Source organism: Pseudoxanthomonas koreensis, assembly GCF_041890415.1.
GTDB lineage: Bacteria > Pseudomonadota > Gammaproteobacteria > Xanthomonadales > Xanthomonadaceae > Pseudoxanthomonas > Pseudoxanthomonas koreensis_A.
The window spans coordinates 1,011,465-1,030,728 of sequence record NZ_CP169056.1 but is presented as its reverse complement, the minus strand read 5'-3'; the positions used below and the strand labels follow the sequence as shown (position 1 = coordinate 1,030,728).

The following is a 19,264-nucleotide window of genomic DNA, read 5'->3' as shown; positions in this document are numbered from 1 at the left end:
TTTGCGATGCGCGGCCGGTGGCGGGCTGGACACTACTTCCTGCAGCCTTCCAGGCGCAGTTGCTGGCCCTGGCGCAATGCATAGGCCGGCGCCCTGAGGCCGTTGGCACGCGCCAGCGCCTTCAGCGCACAGCCATGCCGCTCGGCGATGCGGCCCAGGGTGTCGCCCTTGGCCACGCGGTAGCTGCGTACCTGCTGCGCCTTGGGCCGCGCCGGCTGCGCGGTGCCGGTGGCCACGGTGGTCGCCACGCCGGGCAGCGGTGTCACCTGGCCCACCGCCACGTTGCCGGCCATGCCATCGCGGACGATGGCGGCATTGACGTCGGCAGTGACCAGTGCACGTGCCAGCTCGGCGCGCGTGCCGCTCTCGCAATGGCGGTGGTACAGCCCGGCGATCCGGGTGGTGGCGGCCAGCACGGTCCCGGCCGGAATCGGAGTTTCGGCGTCGTAGCGCGGGTTGAGGTTGCGCAGGCTGCGCATGTAGCCGTCGCGGTTGCCGGTGTTGCCCAGGCACACGGTCAGCTCGTAGATGCTGGCCGGGCGCGTCAGCTTGAGCGTGGCCGGATGCGCGTCCACCTTGGGGAAGGTGATCCCGAACTGGCGCGGATGCAGGAAGATCCACGCCGCGGCGATCACCATGGGCACGTAGTCGCGGGTCTCGGCGGGGAACTGCTCGTACACCGATGCCTCCCAGAATCCGGAGCCGCCGCTTTGCCGGTGCACGCGCCGCGCCCTGCCCTCGCCGCCGTTGTAGCCGGCCAGCGACAGTTCCACGTCGTCGTTGAGTTCGCGCAGGCGTTCGTTGAGGTACGTGGCGCTGGCCTCGGCAGCGCTGCGCGGGTCGTAGCGGGTGTCGAAACCGGTGCCGTCCGGGCCCAGCCCGAAGCGGCGCCCGGTGGCCGGCATGAACTGCATCGGCCCGCTCGCGCCGGCGCGCGAGACCGAATGCACGCGGCCGTTGGACTCCTTGGCCAGGATCCCGAACAACATCGCTTCCGGCAGGCCGCGGCGCTCGAACTCCGGCCACATCAGGTGGCGCATGACCTGGTAGTTCTCGTAGCTGGTCATCAGTTGCGGACGCATGTCGGTGAGCCAGCGGCGGATACCGGCCTGGACGGCCGGGTTGAAGCTGACCATGCGGTCGAAGGCATGGCGCCGGTCGTCGCCGAGCAGGCGCGCGGCGCGCAGGGCTTCGGGCACGTCGGCGGCCAATGCCGGATCGGCGTCGAGCATGTCGTCGTGTTCTTCCGGCTCTTCTTCCAGGTCGGCGGTGCGGGCATCCACGCCGGCCTTGAGCAGGCGCTTGAAGGTGGCCAGCAGGTCCGACAACGGACAGCCGCGCTGGCGGGCGCAGGCATCCACCGCGTCCTCCATGTCCTCCAGGGCGGCGTTGCTTTCGGTGGTGCCCTTGGGGTCGCCGTTGGCCACCAGCACCAGCGCTTCCTCGTAACGCCGCTCGGCGGCGGCCATCTGCGCGACCCGTTCCTCGGCGGCGGCCCGGTCCTTGGCCGAAACCCGCTGCGCCAGCGCGGGCGCGGTGACGCAGCACAACAGCAGGGCGGCCATCAGCGACCGGAACCACAACGAACGCAAGAGCATTTCGACACCAGGGAAGAAGCGACCGGCAGGTTAGCCGCGGCCGCGGCCGGGCGGCAAGGGGAGCGCGACGCGGAGGACGGGCCGATTCAGCCTTAGAATCGGGCAACCACGATGGCGGCCGCCATCGCCGCCACGTTCACGAGGTGCCAATGGATCCGATCCTGCTGGGCAAGGGCCTGACCGACGATGTCGCAGTGACCCTGCTGCCGAAGTACGGCAACCGACACGGCCTGGTGGCCGGCGCCACCGGCACCGGCAAGACCGTGACCCTGATGACCCTGGCCGAGGGCTTCTCGCGGATCGGCGTGCCGGTGTTCATGGCCGACGTGAAGGGTGACGTGGCCGGGCTTGCGGTGGCCGGCGAAGGCGGCGACAAGCTTGCCCGGCGCGCGGCCGAGATCGGCGTGGCCGACTACGCGCCCGCTGCCAGCCCGGTGGTGTTCTGGGACCTGTACGGCAAGCTGGGCCACCCGGTGCGCACCACCGTCAGCGAGATGGGGCCAACTCTGCTGGCGCGCATCCTGGAATTGAACGACACCCAGTCCGGCGTGCTCGACATCGTGTTCAAGCTGGCCGACGACCGCGGCCTGCTGCTGCTGGACCTGGACGACCTGCGTGCCCTGCTCGGCGTGGTGGCCGAGGAGCGCAAGGCGGTATCGGCCGAGTACGGCCTGGTCAGCGCGCCGTCGGTGGCGGCGATCCAGCGCGCGCTGCTGCGCCTGTCGCGCGACGGCGGCGAGGCATTCTTCGGCGAGCCGGCGCTGGAACTGGCCGACCTCATGCGGGTCAACCACGACGGCCGCGGGGTGATCGGCATCCTTGCCGCCGACCAGCTCATCCTCAAGCCGCGCCTGTACGCGACCTTCCTGCTGTGGCTGCTGGCCGAGCTGTTCGAGACCCTGCCCGAGGTCGGCGACCTGGACAAGCCGCGGCTGGTGTTCGTGTTCGACGAGGCCCACCTGCTGTTCGACGACGCCCCTGCCGCGCTGAAGCAGCGCATCGAGCAGGTGGTACGGCTGATCCGTTCCAAGGGCGTGGGCGTGTACTTCTGCTCGCAGTTTCCCGACGACGTGCCCGACGACATCCTCGGCCAGCTCGGCAACCGGGTGCAGCACGCACTGCGTGCCTACACCCCGCGCGACCAGAAGGCGGTGCGCACCGCGGCCCAGACCTTCGTGCCCAACCCGAAGCTGGACGTGGCCGCGGCCATTTCCCGGCTGGGCACCGGCGAGGCGCTGGTCAGCACCCTGCAGGACAAGGGCGTGCCCGCGCCCGTGCAGCAGACCATGATCGCCCCGCCGCGCTGCCGCATGGGTGCGATCAGCGAACCGGAACGGATGCAGGTGCGCGCGGCCAGCCCGGTGGGCATGCGCTACGACACTCCGGTCAACCGCGAGTCGGCGGCCGAACTGCTGGCCGCGCGGGTGCAGGCCGCCAGCACGCAGGCCGATGCGCCCGCCGCGCGACAGGATGGCGAAGGCGGTTTCGGGCAGAAGGTCCACGAGTTCCTGTTCGGAACCAAGCGCCGCCAGGGTGCGGTCGAAGCAGTGGCCAAGCAGACTGCGCGCAACGTCGGCGGCTCGATCGGCCGCAGCGTCGGCAACTCGATCGGCAAGTCGGTGGGCGGCAAGACCGGCGGCAAGTACGGCGGCCAGATCGGCAACCAGGTGGTGCGCGGCGTCCTCGGCCAGATCTTCGGCCGGCGCTGAGCCGGCGCCTGCACACCGGGTGCCTGCAAGGCCCGATACGACATGTCCCGCTGGCGCCCTCCCCCGGAAAAAAGCACCGCGCTGATCACCCGCCAGGGCCACGCACGGCTGAAGGCCGAGCTGGACGAACTGTGGCGGGTGCGCCGGCCCGAAGTGGTCGCGGCGCTGGCCGCGGCCGCGGCCGAGGGCGACCGCTCCGAGAATGCGGAGTACAGCTACCGCAAGAAGCAGTTGGGCGAGATCGACAGGCGCGTGCGCTACCTGAGCAAGCGCCTGCCGGCGCTGCGGGTGGTTGAGCAGGCGCCATCCGATCCCGGTGCCGTGTTCTTCGGTGCCACCATCGAACTGGAAAACATCGACAGCGGCGACATCGCCCGCTACCGCATCGTCGGCCCGGACGAGACCGACGCGGCCGCCGGCTGGATCAGCATCGATTCGCCGCTGGCGCGCGCGCTGCTGAAAAAGCGCATCGACGAGGAGGTCGCGGTGCAACTGCCCGGTGGTGCGGCACGCCTCGTGGTGGTCGATATCGGCTACGACGCATGACCGCGGCGCACTCCCGCCGGCGTGGCCGGCCGCGCAATTCCCACGTACGCATGCGCACGGAATAACCCGCCCATCGTCGTGGAATCAAGCCTGTAGCAGCCCCTGCGGGCGAACGCATGCGCGCGGAGTTGACCCGGACGCAGACCCATGCTCTTGTCCATGGGCCATGTATTCAGGGGGGGGGGTGAAGGCATGTCGGCATCCGCACCGGGCACCACGCTGCACGCATCCGGCAACGGCGCCACCGTGCGCAAGCTGGCCCGCGCCGGCATCGTCATCGATGCGTCGTGCGACGTGTCACCGGCCTTCCTGGCCGACCCGGACGTGGCGGTGATCCCGATCCCGATCCGGATCGGCAAGTCCACCTATGTCGACCAGCACGACCCGGAAGCCACCGCCCGCTACATGCAGGAGAACGCCAACGGCGAGGGCGCGCACGGCCAGTCGATCCCGCTCGACGCCGAGCAGATGCGCAACTTCTTCACCGAGCGCTTCGTCCTGGACTATGACTCGGTCTACTGCCTGACCATCACCGCCAGCCGCAGCCCGATCCACGATGCGGCCAGCCAGGGCAGCATGATGGCCATGGCCAACATCCGCGACATGCGGCAGACGGCCGGCATCAACCGCCCGTTCCAGTTCCGGGTGATCGACACCAAGAACATGTTCGCCGGGTCCGGCATCCCGGCCATGGCCCTGCGCGACCTGCTCGGCCGCCATGTGCAGCCCAAGGACATCCGCGACGAACTGTTCCGGATCATCGACGCGACCTACACCTACTACGTGCCCGACAACCTCGGCTACGCCCGTACCCGCTCGCGCGTGCGTGGCGACCGCAGCATCAACCTGCTCAGCGTGATGCTCGGCGGCGCGCTCAACATCAAGCCGATCATCCGCGGCTACCACGGCGACACCCACCCGGTGAGCAAGCACCGCGGGCGCGCCGAAGCCTGGGGCCGGCTGTTCAAGTTCGCCGCGCAGCGGGTGGCCGACGGCCTGTACACACCGCACCTGATCGTCTCCTACGCCGGCCCGCTGGCGGACGTGTACGGCACCGCGGAGATGGCGCAGCTGCGCACCGCCTGCGAGGACGCCGAGGTGGCCCTGCACGTGCTGCAGATGAGCATGACCGGGATGATGAATATCGGCCCCGGCGGCCTGACCCTGGCATTCTCCGGGCCGCCGCACAGCGAGGCTCCCTGAGTGGGAATGTCGTTTCATATCGACTTCAACGGGCAGTGCGAAGAAGCATTCGCGTACTACGCCCGGCACCTCGGCGGACGCGTGGGTACCTTGCTTCGGGTGAGTGACGCTCCGTTTGCCCCGGACCCGTCCCTGCCAGCGCACAGCGTGGTCCACGCCAACATCCGCATTGCCGGTGTCGAGCTGGCCGGTGCGGACCTGGGCAGCGAAAACTACCAGCCACCGCAGGGCTTTTGCATCCTGCTCGGGCTGGATTCGGAAGACCAGGTGCGCTCGGCGTTCGCGGCACTGAGCGATGGGGGACAGGTCATCCTGGCCCCGCAGGCGACCTTCTGGTCGCGCTGCTATGCGATCGTGACGGATCGGTTCGGCGTGCCCTGGAAACTCAACTGCGGCGATTGAGTCGCCGCAGGGGCCGTCAGATCACGCGCAAGCCAAGGTCTTCGCCCACGTCGTTGTACTCGACTTCGCCGTACAGGTCGTGCTCGTCGCTGCCCATGATCCGCACGTCGACGAACTCGCCGACCTGCAGGCCGGCGTCGCGGCCATCCTGGATCTGGACCACGCCGTCGATCTCCGGCGCATCGGCCATCGAGCGGGCGATCGCCAGCTCGCCGTCCAGCACATCGACCAGGCAGCGCTGCACGCTGCCGACCTTGGCCTCCAGCCGCGCAGCGGAAATCTCGCCCTGGCGCTCCATGAAACGGGCCAGGCGCTCCTGCTTGACCTCCTCCGGCACCGGGTCGGGCAGCGCATTGGCCGCCGCGCCGTCCACCGGCGAGTAGGCGAACGCGCCGACGCGGTCCAGCTGGGCCTCGTCGAGGAAGTCGAGCAGCTCCTCGAACTCTGCCTCGGTCTCGCCGGGGAAGCCGACGATGAAGGTCGAGCGCAGGGTCAGCTCCGGGCACATCGCGCGCCAGCGCTGCACCCGCTCCAGGGTCTTGTCGACCGCGCCGGGGCGCTTCATCAGCTTGAGGATGCGCGGGCTGGCGTGCTGGAACGGGATGTCCAGGTACGGCAGCACCTTGCCTTGGGCCATCAGCGGGATCACGTCGTCCACGTGCGGATACGGATACACGTAGTGCAGGCGGCTCCATGCGTCCAGCTCGGACAGGCCCTCGCACAGCGCCTTCATCCGGGTCTGATACTCGCGGCCGCGCCAGCTGCGCGACGCGTACTTCAGGTCCACGCCATAGGCTGAGGTGTCCTGGGAGACCACCAGCAGTTCGCGCACGCCGCCCTTGACCAGGCGCTCGGCCTCGCGAAGCACCTCGTCGACCGGGCGCGACACCAGGTCGCCGCGCATCGAGGGGATGATGCAGAAGCTGCAGCGGTGGTTGCAGCCTTCGGAAATCTTCAGGTAGGCGTAGTGGTGCGGGGTCAGCTTCAGGCCGTAGTCCGGCAGCAGGTCCAGGAACGGATCGTGCTTGGGCGGCAGCGCCGCGTGCACCGCCGACATCACGCTGCCGTAGTCCTGCGGGCCGGAGACCGAGAGCACATCCGGGTAGTGCTGGCGGATCATCTCCGACTTCTTGCCCAGGCAGCCGGTGACGATGACCTTGCCGTTCTCGTTCATCGCCTCGCCGATGGCATCCAGCGATTCGGCCACCGCCGAGTCGATGAACCCGCAGGTGTTGACCACCACCACGTCGGCGGCGTCGTAACTGGGCACGATGTCGTAGCCCTCGACCCGCAGCTGGGTGAGGATGCGCTCGGAATCGACCAGCGCCTTCGGGCAGCCGAGGCTGACGAAGCCGACCTTGGGATTGTGCACGGACATGGACACTCGGGAAGGCGGGTTGCCGGGCAGCCAGGGTGGTGCGCGGCATGGCGCGCGATTATAGCGGCCACCCGCCCGCCGGCAGCGCCACCCCGCTCGCCAGCGCGGCGGCCGCGCCCGGCGCACCGGGCCTGCAACCGCGGCGCATCACGCGGCATGAAGGCCGCAGCCGCCATAATCGCGCGGTTGCTGGACCCGGAGGCGGCACCTGATGGACCAATGGATCACCCTCGAAACCCCGCATGGCGCGGTGTCTGCCTGGCAGGCCTTGCCGTCGACCCCTGCAGAGGCGGGCCTGGTGGTCATCCAGGAAATCTTCGGCGCCAACGCCCACATCCGCGCGGTTGCCGAGCGCTATGCGATGGAGGGCTATGCGGTGCTGGCGCCGGCCCTGTTCGATCCGCTGCAGCCCGGGGTGGAGCTGGACTACGACGCGGCCGGCTTTGCCCGCGGGCGCGCACTGGTGGACCAGCTGGGCCTGGAATCGGCGCTGGCCATCGTCGACACCGCCGCCGCCGCGCTGCGTGCGTACCTGGCCGGCATCGGCGCCCCGCCCAGGGTGGGCGTGGTCGGTTACTGCTGGGGCGGCACCGTGGCCCTGCTGGCCGCACTGGAGCTGGGCCTGCCGGCGGTCAGCTACTACGGCGCGCGCAACCTGCCACTGCTGGATGACCCGCACCTGGTATCGGCACCGAAGGCGCCGGTGATGTTCCATTTTGGCGAGCACGATCCTTCGATTCCGCCCGACGCGGTCCAGGCCCACCGGCGTGCGCTGCCGTCGATGCAGGTGTGCACCTACCCTGCCGGCCACGCCTTCAACCGCGACGTCGACCCCAGCGCCTTCCATCCGGAGAGCGCAGCCCTGGCCCTGCGGCGCAGCCTGGGCTTCTTTGCAGACCACCTGCGATGAGCCTGCCATTGGAGCTGGATCCACGCCTGGCCGCCGACAGCGTGTTCGTGGCCGATGGCCCGCTCTCGCAGGTGCGGCTGATGGATGACACCCGCTTTGCCTGGCTACTGCTGGTGCCGCGGGTGCCAGGCGCAACGGAATGGATCGACCTGGATGGCAGCCAGCAGCGCCTGCTGCTGGCCGAGATCAACCAGCTGGCGCAGTTGCTGCGCATCGAGCCGGGGGTGGAGAAGCTCAACATCGGCGCGCTGGGCAACATCGTGCGCCAGCTCCACGTGCACCTGGTCGGCCGTCATCCGGGCGATGCCGCCTGGCCTGGCCCGGTCTGGGGCAATGGCGCGCCGGTGCGGCACGCGCCCGATGCGCTGGCAGCGGCTGCCGCGCGCTGGCGTTCACGGCTAGGATAGCGGGCGTCGCCAACCGTCACGGTCTTCTCGCCATGGGCTCCAACATCTTCGCCGCGCTTGTCCTGATCGTCCTGGGCCTGTTTTTCCTGGCCCGCAACCTGGGCTGGATCGACAGCGGCCTGGGCAGCCTGCTGGCGACCTGGTGGCCGGTGGTGCTGGTCGCGGTGGGCGTGGGCATGCTGCTGCGGCGCAAGTGATCGCCGTGCCGCGATGAGCGGCGCGCAGCAATTGCCAAGGCTCAGGCCGCGGGGCCGCGCCCGCTGACGCTGGCCACCGCATCGTGCGGGTGCAGGCTCTCGAAGTGGGACACCGTGGCGTGGTAGTGCTCGATCCGCGGATCGGCAGAGAGCACAGACGCCACCCGCCGCGCGGCGTCTTCGCAGAACATCAGGTTGGCTGCGTTGAGCTCGGCGAACGCCTGTTCGTCCTCGCGCTTGACCGCGGTCTGCACCGGCGTGCCCAGGGCGTGTTCGAGCGCATCGACCAGGCTCTCCAGCGGCAGCCCGCCATCCTGCGAAGGGCGCAATTGCACGCGCACCCGGGCGCGGCTGCGCTGCGCGTGCGGGGCCGCGGCCATGCCGCGCTCGGATGCGAGCCAGTCGCGCACCACGCCAGTGGAAATCGGCCGGGCGTCGGCAAAATCCTCGGCAAAGCGTGCGGCGTTGGCCTGGCGCGAAAGCGCGGCCGAGCACGGGCAGGTGCTGGAATATTCCAGGTCGAAGCCCAGGGTGACGGACAGCCCCGCGCCGTCGAGCAGCGCCTCGATCTCCACCGGGTAACGCTTCCAGCCGGCATTGTCGCTGCGCAACGCGCGGCGCAGCAGCAGCGCCTCGTAGCGCAGGCGCAGGCGCGCACGGGTCGACAACCCGGCCTGGGATTCGATGCTGCCCTGCAGGATCCGGCGCAGGCCTTCGATGCTGGCCTCGTTGCTGGCCAGCTCCTGCTGCAGCCGCAGGTACAGGCGGGACATGTGGATGCCGCGCTCATCGGCCTGGTCCAGGTCCACCGCCAGGTCGGCCTGGGCGGCGACCTGCAGGTAGCCGCCGGCGCCATCGGCCACGCGCAGCGGCAGCGCGATGCCTTCCATGCCCACCCAGTCCAGCGCACGCGCCAGGGCGGCGGGCTGCAGGGCCACGTCGGGCAGGGAGACGGCTACGGCGGCAGGAACAGAAGACATGACAACAGCCTGGGAAAGTCGTGGGGAGGGGGCGGCTGCGCGTGGCGCGCCAGCCTGGGTCCGGGCCCGGACACTGGATCAGGGCCATTGTGGACGCGGTTGCGGACGCGATTGTAGCTGCTGCGGCGGGCGATACCGGGCCTGCCGGCTGCAACGAAGTGTCGCATCGGCACGCGCATGGCCCGGGCAGGCCGCCCGCTCAGCTGCCGGCGGCGGCGCGCCAGGCCTGCCAGAGCGTGCGCAGCGGCTGCTGCGCCGCGCGGTGCGCCTGCCCGCGGGCCAGCAGTTGCAGGCGCCGGCGGGCCAGCGCCGACCACACCCGCCGCGCCCGCGGCCCCCCTGCCCGCGGCGGCCATGCCTGCAGCAGTTGCCGGGCCCAGGCACGCCGGGCAGCTTCGTGCGCATCGCCTGAATCGGCCGGTGGCTGCAGGGATTGCGGTACGGCATCCAGGCCGGCCTCGACCAGGCGCGTGGCCAGCACCTGCGCGGCAAGTGCCTGCGATGGACCCGCCGGGCCGCCCAGCAGCGCCGCCTCAACCGCGGTCGCAGCCTCGGCATAGGCCGCCAGCGCCGTCAGCGCTGCGTCTCCATCCTGCGGGCGCTTGCGCGCGTCCTGCAATCCGGGCAGCGCCTCGGCCAGCCGTTGCCACGGGGCGTCCACCGGCTCGAGCAGGCGCCCGAGCGGGTGCCGCGAACGGTGCCCCTGCCAGTCGCCCAGTTCCACCGCCCACCAGCCGAGCTTGGCATCGGCCGGCAACGGATCGCCCTGGACGTTGAGGATGTCATCCATCTCCTGCAGCAGCGCGAACCACGCCACCGCCAGCGAGCGTTGCGGCGGCGGCACGAATACCTCGGCCACGGCCCATTCCGGCCAGCGTGCCCGCCACTTGTCCATGAAACTGTCCAGCGCCTGCGATCCGCTCATGCGCCCATTGTAGGCGCCGCCGCGCAGGGCCCGCAGGCGGTTCAGTCGGCAATGCGGTAGCGGTCGCGGACCATGCTCACGTACATGCCCGCATAGCGGCCGAACCAGCGGTCCGCGCCGGCATGTTGCGCCTCGCATTCGCCCAGTTGCTTCAACGAGCCCTCCAGGCCCTCGACGTAGGCGCTGTACTTTTCCCGGTAGGTCTTCCTCAGCCCGCCGAGTGCCTGCTTGATCGGCGGCTTGCCCTGCAACTGCCAGCTCATGCCGGCCATGCCGTGGATGCCCGATGCGGAGTCGCCGAACGCCATCGCGCCTTCCGCGAACTTCGTGTACTGGTCGGTGATCGACCAGGCGCGATGCAGGTAGTAGCGGTTGAAGTCGATGCGTGCGACCGCCTCCTCGTAGCACTGCAGGCACGCTGCGTCCTCCGCACATTCCGATGGTGCCTGGAAGTCGTCGTCCAGGCCCATGGGGTCGTAGGCGCCATCCTCGTCGGAGAGTGGGCCGACGTCCCTCACCAGGTCGGCAGCCGAGGTGATCATGGCAACCCCCCAGCCGGCGTACTTGCCGGCCTGGCCGTCCATTTCGCCGGCCAGCACGTCGGCCACCCCGCCCACGTCGGCGTTGCTGAAGTTCTCCAGGGTGCCGGAGAACAGGCTCTGCGCCGACGCCGGCACCGCCACCAGCCAGATGCCCGCCACCAGCGCGAATCCGATCCGCATCATCATCCTGTTCATGCCCGCTTCCTCCTGCGCACCAGCCAGGTCGCCACGCCCGCCAGCACCAGCAGCACGCCCGCGGCGGTGGCGATCACTGCCATCGGCCAGCGCCCGCCGGCCTCGCGGTACTGCGATGCGGGTACCACCACCGGCTTGAGCGCGGGCTTGATCTCGTCGCCCACCCATACCAGCAGCTTGTAAGGGGTGCCTTCATGCGTACTGGATACCGCCACCTGGAACTCGCCCTGGGTGCGGAACGTGAAACTCACCGGCTCCCCGTCCTTCACCGTGCCCTGGCGCAGCGGTGGCTCCCACGGATACTTGCCGACCACCAGGTCCAGCCGGGCGTTGCGGTCCAGCGGACGCAGGGTCACCACGACCGGCACCATCATGTGCAGGTGTTCGACGTAGAAGCGCTGCGCGGTGGCCGACGCCTTGCCCCGAACCATGGATGCGCGCCCCGCCGGAAGGTCCGGAACCGGCTTGGGCTCCAGGCGGTAAGCGGTGGGTGGCGGAGTGGCCGACGCCTGCAGCACCGGCGCCAGCCACGCGGCAACCAGCAGCAGGGCGACCGCCACGAGCGGGGCCGGCAGGCAAAGGCGCATGGGATTCTCCTGGCACAACGGCGACGGCCTGTCGCCAACTCCGCATCCGCAAGAAGCGGCCGGCAACTGCCAGCGGCCGATCAGCCCCGGCGCAGGCGCGGCCACACGGCCGGGTCCAGCAGCTCGGCCGGGCGCGTGGCCATGGCATCGGCCTGCCAGGTCTCGGGGTCGTCGCCATCCAGGCGGTAGCCCCAGGTCACCGCGATCGAGGCCATGCCGGCGGCACGTGCGGCAACCACGTCGCGCTCGTCGTCACCCACGTAGACGCAGTCGTCCGGCTGCGCACCAAGCAGCTCCATCGCCTTGAACAGCGGCAGCGGATGCGGCTTCTTCTGCGGATACGTATCGCCGCCGATCAGCACCGCGCAACGCTGTTCCCAGCCCAGGCCGGCGAGCACGTCGCGGGCCAGGTATTCGGCCTTGTTGGTGATGATGCCCCAGCGCGCGCCGTCATCCTCCAGCGCGTCGAGCATGGCGTCGATGCCGTCGAACAGCACGCTGTGGCGGCCCAGTTCCTCGCGATAGACCTGCAGGAACTCCGGCACCAGCGCGTCGTGGGCGGGGCCATCGAGCTCGGGGAAGGTGGCGGCCACCATCGCCCGCGCGCCCTTGGACACGTGCTGGCGCAGCACCGCCGCATCCACCGGCGGACGGCCGCGGGCGGCGAGCATGCGGTTGGCGGTGGCGGCCATGTCCGGCGCGCTGTCGAGCAGGGTGCCGTCCAGGTCGAACAGTGCCACCCGCGGGAATCCGACCGTCATCACCGCGTTGCCCTTCTGTCTGGCTGGTACCGGCAGGCGGTCACGGCTTCACCGCGCAGGCCAGGTAGTTGACCTCGGTGCGCCGGCTCAGCCGCGCACGCTGCCGCAGCGGGTCGTAGAACAGGCCGCTGACGTCCTCCAGTTGCAGCCCGGCCGCGCGCAGCCAGGCGGCCAGTTCGGAGGGGCGGATGAAATCGGCATAGCGGTGGGTGCCCTTGGGCAGCAGCCCGGCTACGTACTCGGCACCGACAATGGCCAGCGCAAATGCGGCCGGGGTGCGGTTGAGGGTGGACAGGAACAGGCGCCCGCCCGGACGCAGCAGCGCGGCGCAGGCGGACACGATCGCGCCCGGATCGGGCACGTGTTCGAGCATTTCCATGCAGGTCACCGCGTCGAAGCCAGCGGGCTGCTCGGCGGCCAGCGCCTCGACCGGCGTGAGCCGGTAGTCGACCTTCACCCCCGATTCGAGCCCGTGCAGGCGCGCGACCCGGATCAATTCGTCGGCCAGGTCGATGGCGGTGACCTGGGCGCCGGCGGCAGCCATGGCCTCGCTGAGCAGGCCGCCGCCGCAGCCGACGTCGAGCACCTTGATTCCCTGCAGGCCGTGCGCGGCGGCCGGCGCCAGGCGCTGGTGCAGGTAATCCAGGCGCACCGGGTTGAGCACGTGCAGGGCGCGCTGCGGACCGTCCGGGTCCCACCAGCGGTTGGCCAGGGCCGCGAACTTGTCCAGCTCGGCCTGATGGTAGTTGGCGCCAACGTTGGCCTGGGTCGTCATCGTCTATCGCCTCCGGCAAGCGTCCATTGTAGGGCAGTGGCCAGGACACCGGCCTGATGGGGACAGGGGCGTCGATGGGGTTGGGTTTTGTCTGGCCGGATGCACGGCAAGGCGCCGTGGCCGCGACGACAGGACGGTGCGGTCAGGGCAGGCGGTGCGGATGGTCGCGGTCGCCCGCAAGACGGGCTCCTACAATGGGGTGGCCTGCAGGGCGTGGCCGTCGCGGTCGCCCGCAAGGCGGGCTCCTACAGGGGGGCGAGGCTGGCGATGCGCTGGCGCCATTGGCGGGCGTTGGCGACCACCGCGTCGATGTCCATGTCCACCAGTACCCGTGCGTCGAGCTTGCGGCGCCCGGCGATCCACACGTCGCTGACCTGCTGGCGCCCGGTGGCGTAGACCAGTTGCGAGAGCACGTTGTGCAGCGGCTGGGCTTCCAGTGCCGACAGGTCCACGCACACCAGGTCGGCCTCCTTGCCCGGTTCGATCGAACCGATCCGCTGGTCCAGCCCCAGCGCGCGTGCGCCGCCCAGGGTTGCGGCGTGCATCGTGGTGGCCGCATCCAGCGCGGTGGCGTCGCCGGCCACGGCCTTGGCCAGCAGCGCGGCAGTGCGCAGCTCGCCGAACATGTCCAGGTCGTTGTTGCTGGCGCAGCCATCGGTGCCGATGGCCAGGTTGACGCCTGCGCGCTGCAGTGCGCAGACCGGGCAGAAGCCGGAGGCCAGCTTGAGGTTGGACTCGGCGCAGTGCACCACCGACACCCCGCGCGCGGCGCACAGGTGGATCTCGGCATCGGTGAGCTGGGTCATGTGCACCGCGATCAGGCGGTCGTTGACCAGGCCCAGCCGGTCCAGCCGCGCCAGCGGCCGCTGGCCGTGGTCGCGCAACGAATCGGCCACCTCCTGCGCGGTTTCGTGCAGGTGCAGGTGCACCGGCAGGTCCATCTGGTCGGCCAGCATGCGGATGCGCTCGAAGTTGGCATCGCTCACGGTGTACGGCGCATGCGGGGCGAACGCAGTGTCGATCAGCGGGTCATCGCGCCACTGGTCGTGCAACTCGATCGCACGGGCGAAGTACTCGTCGTCCGAGCTGGCCCACGCCGTGGGGAAGTCGATCACCACCGCACCGACCAGGGCGCGGAAGCCATGCTTCTTGTAGACCGCGGCCTGCACGTCGGGGAAGAAGTAGTTCTCGTTGGCGCAGGTGGTGCCGCCGCGCAGCATCTCGGCCACCGCCAGGGCCACCCCGTCGGCGACGAAGTCCGGCCCGATCACCGCCGCTTCCACCGGCCAGATGTGCTGCTGCAGCCAGGTCATCAGCGGCAGGTCGTCTGCAATGCCGCGCAGCAGGGACATCGGGTTGTGGGTGTGGGCATTGACCAGGCCGGGGATCAGCGCCGCATCGGGGCGCTGCACCGTCTGCGCCGGGACAAAGCGTGCGCGCGCCTGGGCGGTCGGCAGCACGGCCACGATGCGGCCGTCGGAAACAGCGACGGCGTGATCGGCAAGGACCACGCCGTGCGGTTCGACCGGGACCACCCAGCCGGCTTCGATCAACAGGTCGCAGGGCTGGGGGGAGGTATCGGTCATGTGGTTCTCGACAGCCAAGTCACTGGATCCCGGCGTAATCAGCCCTTTGGCCGCCGTGGAGCATGCGCGGGGATGACGCGTCGGCGAAGGCGCCTGCGCTGCGCGCAAGCGCGCCGGAGCGTCACTTGACCCGGCTGACGTATTCGCCCGAGCGGGTATCGACCTTGATCACCTCGTCCTGGCCCACGAACAGCGGCACGCGCACCACCGCGCCGGTTTCCAGGGTGGCCGGCTTGCCGCCGCCGCCGGAGGTGTCGCCGCGCACGCCCGGATCGGTCTCCACGATCTTCAGCTCGACGAAGTTCGGCGGCGTCACCTGGATCGGCACGCCGTTGAACAGCGTGACCACGCACCCCTCCTCGCCCTTGAGCCACTTCTCGGCGCCGCCCATGCCGGCCTTGTCGGCCTGCACCTGCTCGAAGGTTTCCTGCTGCATGAAGTGCCAGTACTCGCCGTCGGAATACAGGTACTGCATGTCGGTATCGACCACGTCGGCCGCATCCACCGAGTCGGTGGACTTCATGGTGACTTCCTGCACCCGGCCGGTGCGGATCTGGCGGTACTTCACCCGGGTGAAGGCCTGGCCCTTGCCCGGCTTGACGTACTCGGTGTCGGTGATGATCGCGGGTTCATTGTTGACCAGGATCTTCATCCCGTTCTTGACGTCGTTCATGCCGTAAGAGGCCATGGGAACTCCTTGGGGTATGACGGCGGCACGCGCAACGGCGGCCGTGGCGGTTTGGCTAGAATGGAACGCCCGCCGGAGCCGGCGGGCGTTGTCTCCCAGGCCCCACATGATACCTGCAGCCCCCCTGCCCATGCAGCCGGACGCCATGCCGGCGGACGCATCCCTGCCCGCGCCGGTGCCCGCCGCCGCCCGCTGGCAGCACGCCTGGCGCCAGGCGGTGCGTGACCCGCGCCAGCTGCTGGCACTGCTGGGCCTGGAGCAGATCAGCGCCCGCGTGTCGGACGCGGCCGCCGCACAGTTCCCGCTGCGGGTACCGCGCGGCTTCATCGCCCGCATGCGCCACGGCGACCCGCACGACCCGCTGCTGCGCCAGGTCCTGCCGCTGGACGACGAGGACCGCATCGTGCCCGGCTTCGGCCTGGACGCGGTAGGCGACGGCGCGGCGAAGACCGCCAACGGCATGCTGCAGAAATACCGCGGCCGCGCCCTGCTGGTGGCCACCGGGAGCTGCGCGGTGAACTGCCGCTACTGCTTCCGCCGCCATTTCCCCTACGCCGAAGAGACCGCCGCCCGCGACGGCTGGCGCGACGCGGTGGCTGCGATCGCCGCCGACCCCTCACTGGAGGAAATCATCCTCTCCGGCGGCGATCCGCTGTCGCTGGCCACGCCCAAGCTGGCCGAGCTGACCACGCAACTGGCCGCCATCCCGCACCTGCGGCGCCTGCGCATCCACAGCCGCCTGCCGGTGGTCCTGCCCGAACGCGTGGACGCCGACCTGCTGCACTGGCTGTCTGCCCTGCCCTGGCCGGTCGCCTTCGTCATCCATGCCAACCACGCCAACGAGTTCGATGCCAGCGTGGACACAGCACTGGCACGCCTGCGCGGTAACGGCGCACGCCTGCTCAACCAAGCGGTGCTGCTGCGCGGCGTCAACGACAGCGTCGACGCACTGGCCGCACTGAGCGAACGCAGCTTCGCCGCCGGCGTGCTGCCCTACTACCTGCACCAGCTCGACCGGGTGCAGGGCGTAGCCCATTTCGAAGTCCCCGATACGCAGGCCCGCAGCCTGCACGCCGCCCTGGCCGCGCGCCTGTCCGGCTATCTGGTGCCACGACTGGTACGCGAAGTCCCTGGCGACACCGGGAAGCGCCCGCTGTAGCGCCCGCGCGCCGACGCCCAAAGCAGAAAACACCAGCGCCAGCGCAATCAGGACCGATCCCGCAACCGTCTCCCCCGCCGCGGTCGCCGGCAAGACCGGCTCCTACAAGTGCAGCCCCGGCAGAAACCACGGGCCTGACGCACGCGGCAGACGTGGAGGGCCGGTTGTGTCGGGGCAGCGGCCATGGATGTGCGCCCGAGCGGCCCCGGCACAGCCGGTCCTCCGCGACTCCAGCCAAAGCCAGCCCGACCCGGCGCAGTTGCAATGGCCAAGGGCGCCAGCAAGCCGGCAGATCACGAGAGCCCCGGCAGAAACCATGGGCCCGACCAGCCCCGGCAGAAATCACGGACCTGACGCACGCGGCAGACGTGGAGGGCCGGTTGTGGCGGGGCAGCGGCCATGGATGGCCGCGCCGGCGAGTGCGCACATGGATGTGCGCCCAAGCGGCCCCGGCACAGCCGGTCCTCCGCGGCTCCAGCCAAAGCCAGCCCGACCCGGCGCAGTTGCAGTTGCAGTTGCAGGCGCGGTTGCAGCGCCCGCCAACCAGGCATGTCCTCAGCGCTGGAACAGCGCGATGCTTTCCACGTGCGCGGTGTGCGGGAACATGTCCATCGCCCCCGCGCTGACCAGCCGATACCCATGCTCGTGCACCAGGAAACCCGCATCGCGCGCCAGCGAACCCGGATGGCAACTCACATAGACGATCCGATCGATCCCCTTCAACGGCATCTGCCTGAGCACCTCGTCCGCACCCGACCGCGGCGGATCCAGCAACAACCGATCAAAACCCTGCCGCATCCACGGCGCACCCCGCTGATCGGTGGCCAGGTCCGCAGCGAAGAACCGCGCATTCCCCAACCCGTTGCGCTGTCCATTGGCCCGCGCCCGCGCAACCAGCCCCGCGTCACCCTCCACACCCACCACCTCGCGCACCTGGCGCGCCAACGGCAAGGTGAAGTTGCCCAGCCCGCAGAACAGATCCAGCACCCGGTGCTCCGGACGCGTATCCAGCAACTCCAGCGCCAGCGCGATCATCTTCTGGTTGAGCCCCGCGTTGACCTGGATGAAATCCAGCGGCTCGAACGCCAGCTCCACATCCCACTGCGGCAGCCGGAACGACAGCACCGGTGCCGGCTCCTCCAGCGGATGCACGCTGTCCACGCCCTTGGGCTGGAGGAAGATGGCGAAACCATGCTCGCGACCGAATGCCGCCAGCGCGGCACGGTCGGCCTCGGCCAGCGGCACCAGGTGGCGCACCGTCAGCGCGATGGCATCGTCGCCGGCGATGAACTCGATCTGCGGGATGTGCTCGCGCGCCTGCAAGCCATCCACCAGCGCCGACAATTCCTGGATCTTCATGCCGATCGCCGGCACCACCGTGTAGCACTGCGCCAGATCGGCCACGAAGCGCGGATCCTGCTCGCGGAAGCCGACCAGGGTCCGGTCCTTCTTGTTGACCCGGCGCACCGAGAACCGTCCCTTGCGCCGGTAGCCCCACGCCTGGTCGGTCAACGGCGCCAGCACCACGCCCGGCGCTACCTTGCCGATCCGCTCCAGGTTCTCCAGCAGGACCCGCTGCTTGGCCGCGATCTGGCGGTCCTGGGCAAGGTGCTGCAGCACGCAACCGGCGCAGGTGCCGAAGTGCCCGCAGCGCGGCACCACCCGCTCCGGCGACGCATCCAGCACCTCCAGCGTGCGCGCCTCGTCGAAGCGGCGGCTGCGCGCGGTCGGCTCGGCCAGCACGGTCTCGCCCGGCAGCGCCCCGGACACGAACACCGCCTTGCCGTCGTCGTGACGGGCCACGCCGCGGCCATCGTGGCTCAGGTCGAGGATCTGGATCTGGAAGGGCGTGCGGTCGAATCGGGCCACGTGGCTGGGGCTGCAAGGCGGACGGGGCCGGCCATTGTCTCAGATCGCCGGCCGCCGCCGGCCGCAGCGGCCGGCGCGACTTCCATCCACCGCCGGCAGCGCTAAGATGCCCCCAGCCGACAAGGAGTCAGCCCCGATGGACCCGTGCGATCCCGCCTCGCTGCCCATTGTCCTGCTGGTCGAGGACGACCCGATCAGCCAGGCCTACCTGCATGCCGTGCTCGAAGCCCTGCCGGTGCGGGTGGACGCCGTGTCCACCGCCGCCTGCGCCATGGCCCGGGCCGACGGCATCCGCCACGACCTGTGGCTGATCGACCTGAGCCTGCCCGACGCCACCGGTGCCGAACTGCTGGCGCAGCTGCTGCTACGCTGGCCGCAACCGCCACCGGCCCTGGCCCATACCGCCGACAGCGACCCGCGCCAGCGTGCCGCCGCACTGGATGCCGGTTTTTCCAGGCTGCTGGTCAAGCCGATCCCGGCCGCCGACCTGGCCGCGGCCGTGCGCGCCGCCCTCGCCAGCCAGGCCCAGCCGCCGGACTGGGACAACGCAGCCGCCGCACGCGCCCTCAACCACGATGCGGCCAACGTGCAGGTCCTGCGCCGGCTGTTCCTGGCCGAACTGCCGGATACCCGCGCCGCAGTGGTGGACAGCGTGCTCAAGGGCGATACCGCCACCCTGCACGCGCGCCTGCACCGGCTGCAGGCCAGTTGCGGGCTGGTCGGCGCACGTCGCCTGGCCGATGCGGTTGACGTGCTGCGCCGCGCGCCCGAGTCGTCCGTGGCGCTGGAGCGCTTCGACCACGCCGCACGTGACCTGACCGGTTGAGGCCGCGGCGCCGGCTTACAC

General features: G+C 70.3%; 20 protein-coding genes. 9 read left to right on the top strand and 11 right to left on the bottom strand.

Translation table 11 applies throughout. The annotated features are described in order from the left end of the window. Nucleotides 1–32 precede the first annotated feature (32 nt). Nucleotides 33–1,598 (bottom strand): transglycosylase SLT domain-containing protein, encoded by a 1,566-nt coding sequence (locus tag ACEJ41_RS04765; RefSeq protein WP_374013647.1) that lies wholly within the window; start codon nt 1,596–1,598, stop codon nt 33–35. Between the two features lie 149 nt (nt 1,599–1,747). On the opposite strand from ACEJ41_RS04765, the gene ACEJ41_RS04760 reads away from it, so the two are divergent. The 4 genes from ACEJ41_RS04760 to ACEJ41_RS04745 all read left to right on the top strand — a co-directional run bounded on the left by ACEJ41_RS04760 (nt 1,748) and on the right by ACEJ41_RS04745 (nt 5,458). Next, nucleotides 1,748–3,307, top strand: coding sequence for a helicase HerA-like domain-containing protein (locus ACEJ41_RS04760; RefSeq protein WP_374013646.1), 1,560 nt, complete (start codon nt 1,748–1,750; stop codon nt 3,305–3,307). A gap of 42 nt (nt 3,308–3,349) precedes the next feature. Beyond that, nucleotides 3,350–3,853: a transcription elongation factor GreB gene (gene greB / locus ACEJ41_RS04755; protein ID WP_374013645.1), complete on the top strand. Its 504-nt coding sequence runs from the start codon at nt 3,350–3,352 to the stop codon at nt 3,851–3,853. A 192-nt stretch (nt 3,854–4,045) separates the two neighbouring features. Beyond that, complete coding sequence (locus ACEJ41_RS04750) at nt 4,046–5,056, top strand: DegV family protein (RefSeq protein ID WP_374013644.1); 1,011 nt, start codon at nt 4,046–4,048, stop codon at nt 5,054–5,056. A 6-nt stretch (nt 5,057–5,062) separates the two neighbouring features. Further along, a complete protein-coding gene (locus tag ACEJ41_RS04745) occupies nt 5,063–5,458 on the top strand; it encodes a VOC family protein (RefSeq protein WP_374013643.1) in 396 nt (131 codons plus the stop codon). 16 nt (nt 5,459–5,474) lie between these two features. Here ACEJ41_RS04745 and rimO read toward each other — a convergent pair whose 3' ends face one another. Continuing rightward, nucleotides 5,475–6,836, bottom strand: a complete 1,362-nt coding sequence (rimO, locus tag ACEJ41_RS04740) for a 30S ribosomal protein S12 methylthiotransferase RimO (protein WP_374013642.1) — start codon at nt 6,834–6,836, stop codon at nt 5,475–5,477. 211 nt (nt 6,837–7,047) lie between these two features. On the opposite strand from rimO, the gene ACEJ41_RS04735 reads away from it, so the two are divergent. Genes ACEJ41_RS04735 through ACEJ41_RS04725 form a run of 3 tightly spaced genes read left to right on the top strand, consistent with a single transcriptional unit; the run spans nt 7,048 to nt 8,350 of the window. After that, a complete protein-coding gene (locus ACEJ41_RS04735; RefSeq protein ID WP_374013641.1) occupies nt 7,048–7,746 on the top strand; it encodes a dienelactone hydrolase family protein in 699 nt (232 codons plus the stop codon). Further along, nucleotides 7,743–8,153, top strand: a complete 411-nt coding sequence (locus ACEJ41_RS04730; RefSeq protein ID WP_374013640.1) for an HIT family protein — start codon at nt 7,743–7,745, stop codon at nt 8,151–8,153. Before ACEJ41_RS04735 ends, ACEJ41_RS04730 begins: the two co-directional genes overlap by 4 nt. 32 nt (nt 8,154–8,185) lie before the next feature. Further along, entirely contained in the window at nt 8,186–8,350 is a 165-nt protein-coding gene (locus ACEJ41_RS04725) for a LiaI-LiaF-like domain-containing protein (protein WP_374013639.1), read from the top strand. Between the two features lie 41 nt (nt 8,351–8,391). On the opposite strand, the gene folE2 is transcribed toward ACEJ41_RS04725, so the two are convergent. From folE2 to efp, 8 genes are all read right to left on the bottom strand, one after another. Further along, a complete protein-coding gene (gene folE2, locus ACEJ41_RS04720) occupies nt 8,392–9,330 on the bottom strand; it encodes a GTP cyclohydrolase FolE2 (RefSeq protein WP_374013638.1) in 939 nt (312 codons plus the stop codon). A gap of 199 nt (nt 9,331–9,529) precedes the next feature. After that, nucleotides 9,530–10,255: a phytoene/squalene synthase family protein gene (locus ACEJ41_RS04715; RefSeq protein WP_374013637.1), complete on the bottom strand. Its 726-nt coding sequence runs from the start codon at nt 10,253–10,255 to the stop codon at nt 9,530–9,532. Between the two features lie 41 nt (nt 10,256–10,296). After that, complete coding sequence (locus tag ACEJ41_RS04710) at nt 10,297–10,992, bottom strand: hypothetical protein (RefSeq protein WP_374013636.1); 696 nt, start codon at nt 10,990–10,992, stop codon at nt 10,297–10,299. Then, nucleotides 10,989–11,579, bottom strand: a complete 591-nt coding sequence (locus tag ACEJ41_RS04705; RefSeq protein WP_374013635.1) for a hypothetical protein — start codon at nt 11,577–11,579, stop codon at nt 10,989–10,991. The genes ACEJ41_RS04710 and ACEJ41_RS04705 overlap by 4 nt, the downstream gene beginning before the upstream one ends. Nucleotides 11,580–11,659: 80 nt before the next feature. Further along, a complete protein-coding gene (gene gph / locus ACEJ41_RS04700; RefSeq protein ID WP_374013634.1) occupies nt 11,660–12,340 on the bottom strand; it encodes a phosphoglycolate phosphatase in 681 nt (226 codons plus the stop codon). Nucleotides 12,341–12,380: 40 nt separating this feature from the next. Further along, nucleotides 12,381–13,115: a bifunctional 2-polyprenyl-6-hydroxyphenol methylase/3-demethylubiquinol 3-O-methyltransferase UbiG gene (ubiG, locus tag ACEJ41_RS04695; RefSeq protein WP_374013633.1), complete on the bottom strand. Its 735-nt coding sequence runs from the start codon at nt 13,113–13,115 to the stop codon at nt 12,381–12,383. Nucleotides 13,116–13,360: 245 nt separating this feature from the next. Then, nucleotides 13,361–14,701 carry a TRZ/ATZ family hydrolase gene (locus ACEJ41_RS04690; protein ID WP_374013632.1) on the bottom strand — a complete coding sequence of 447 codons (1,341 nt, stop codon included), beginning with the start codon at nt 14,699–14,701 and terminating at the stop codon, nt 13,361–13,363. A gap of 121 nt (nt 14,702–14,822) precedes the next feature. Then, on the bottom strand, nt 14,823–15,389 hold the full coding sequence (gene efp, locus ACEJ41_RS04685) for an elongation factor P (RefSeq protein WP_374013631.1): 567 nt from the start codon (nt 15,387–15,389) through the stop codon (nt 14,823–14,825). Between the two features lie 106 nt (nt 15,390–15,495). On the opposite strand from efp, the gene epmB reads away from it, so the two are divergent. Beyond that, a complete protein-coding gene (epmB, locus tag ACEJ41_RS04680) occupies nt 15,496–16,548 on the top strand; it encodes an EF-P beta-lysylation protein EpmB (RefSeq protein WP_374013630.1) in 1,053 nt (350 codons plus the stop codon). A 555-nt stretch (nt 16,549–17,103) separates the two neighbouring features. Here the strand turns inward: epmB and rlmD are convergent. Continuing rightward, a complete protein-coding gene (rlmD, locus tag ACEJ41_RS04675) occupies nt 17,104–18,417 on the bottom strand; it encodes a 23S rRNA (uracil(1939)-C(5))-methyltransferase RlmD (RefSeq protein ID WP_374013629.1) in 1,314 nt (437 codons plus the stop codon). Nucleotides 18,418–18,553: 136 nt separating this feature from the next. Between rlmD and ACEJ41_RS04670 the strand changes: the two genes are divergently transcribed. After that, nucleotides 18,554–19,243, top strand: coding sequence for a response regulator (locus ACEJ41_RS04670; RefSeq protein WP_374013628.1), 690 nt, complete (start codon nt 18,554–18,556; stop codon nt 19,241–19,243). Nucleotides 19,244–19,264 lie beyond the last annotated feature (21 nt).

Bases quoted from the DNA above. Each gene is read 5' to 3' on its own strand.
- ACEJ41_RS04725 (WP_374013639.1), top strand. From the start codon at position 8,186: ATGGGCTCCAACATCTTCGCCGCGCTTGTCCTGATCGTCCTGGGCCTG.
- ACEJ41_RS04745 (WP_374013643.1), top strand. From the start codon at position 5,063: ATGTCGTTTCATATCGACTTCAACGGGCAGTGCGAAGAAGCATTCGCG.
- ACEJ41_RS04765 (WP_374013647.1), bottom strand. From the start codon at position 1,598: ATGCTCTTGCGTTCGTTGTGGTTCCGGTCGCTGATGGCCGCCCTGCTG.
- rimO (WP_374013642.1), bottom strand. From the start codon at position 6,836: ATGTCCGTGCACAATCCCAAGGTCGGCTTCGTCAGCCTCGGCTGCCCG.
- epmB (WP_374013630.1), top strand. From the start codon at position 15,496: ATGATACCTGCAGCCCCCCTGCCCATGCAGCCGGACGCCATGCCGGCG.
- ACEJ41_RS04715 (WP_374013637.1), bottom strand. From the start codon at position 10,255: ATGAGCGGATCGCAGGCGCTGGACAGTTTCATGGACAAGTGGCGGGCA.
- ACEJ41_RS04710 (WP_374013636.1), bottom strand. From the start codon at position 10,992: ATGAACAGGATGATGATGCGGATCGGATTCGCGCTGGTGGCGGGCATC.
- efp (WP_374013631.1), bottom strand. From the start codon at position 15,389: ATGGCCTCTTACGGCATGAACGACGTCAAGAACGGGATGAAGATCCTG.
- gph (WP_374013634.1), bottom strand. From the start codon at position 12,340: ATGACGGTCGGATTCCCGCGGGTGGCACTGTTCGACCTGGACGGCACC.
- ACEJ41_RS04735 (WP_374013641.1), top strand. From the start codon at position 7,048: ATGGACCAATGGATCACCCTCGAAACCCCGCATGGCGCGGTGTCTGCC.
- ACEJ41_RS04750 (WP_374013644.1), top strand. From the start codon at position 4,046: ATGTCGGCATCCGCACCGGGCACCACGCTGCACGCATCCGGCAACGGC.
- ACEJ41_RS04670 (WP_374013628.1), top strand. From the start codon at position 18,554: ATGGACCCGTGCGATCCCGCCTCGCTGCCCATTGTCCTGCTGGTCGAG.
- folE2 (WP_374013638.1), bottom strand. From the start codon at position 9,330: ATGTCTTCTGTTCCTGCCGCCGTAGCCGTCTCCCTGCCCGACGTGGCC.
- greB (WP_374013645.1), top strand. From the start codon at position 3,350: ATGTCCCGCTGGCGCCCTCCCCCGGAAAAAAGCACCGCGCTGATCACC.
- ubiG (WP_374013633.1), bottom strand. From the start codon at position 13,115: ATGACGACCCAGGCCAACGTTGGCGCCAACTACCATCAGGCCGAGCTG.
- ACEJ41_RS04705 (WP_374013635.1), bottom strand. From the start codon at position 11,579: ATGCGCCTTTGCCTGCCGGCCCCGCTCGTGGCGGTCGCCCTGCTGCTG.
- ACEJ41_RS04690 (WP_374013632.1), bottom strand. From the start codon at position 14,701: ATGACCGATACCTCCCCCCAGCCCTGCGACCTGTTGATCGAAGCCGGC.
- ACEJ41_RS04730 (WP_374013640.1), top strand. From the start codon at position 7,743: ATGAGCCTGCCATTGGAGCTGGATCCACGCCTGGCCGCCGACAGCGTG.
- ACEJ41_RS04760 (WP_374013646.1), top strand. From the start codon at position 1,748: ATGGATCCGATCCTGCTGGGCAAGGGCCTGACCGACGATGTCGCAGTG.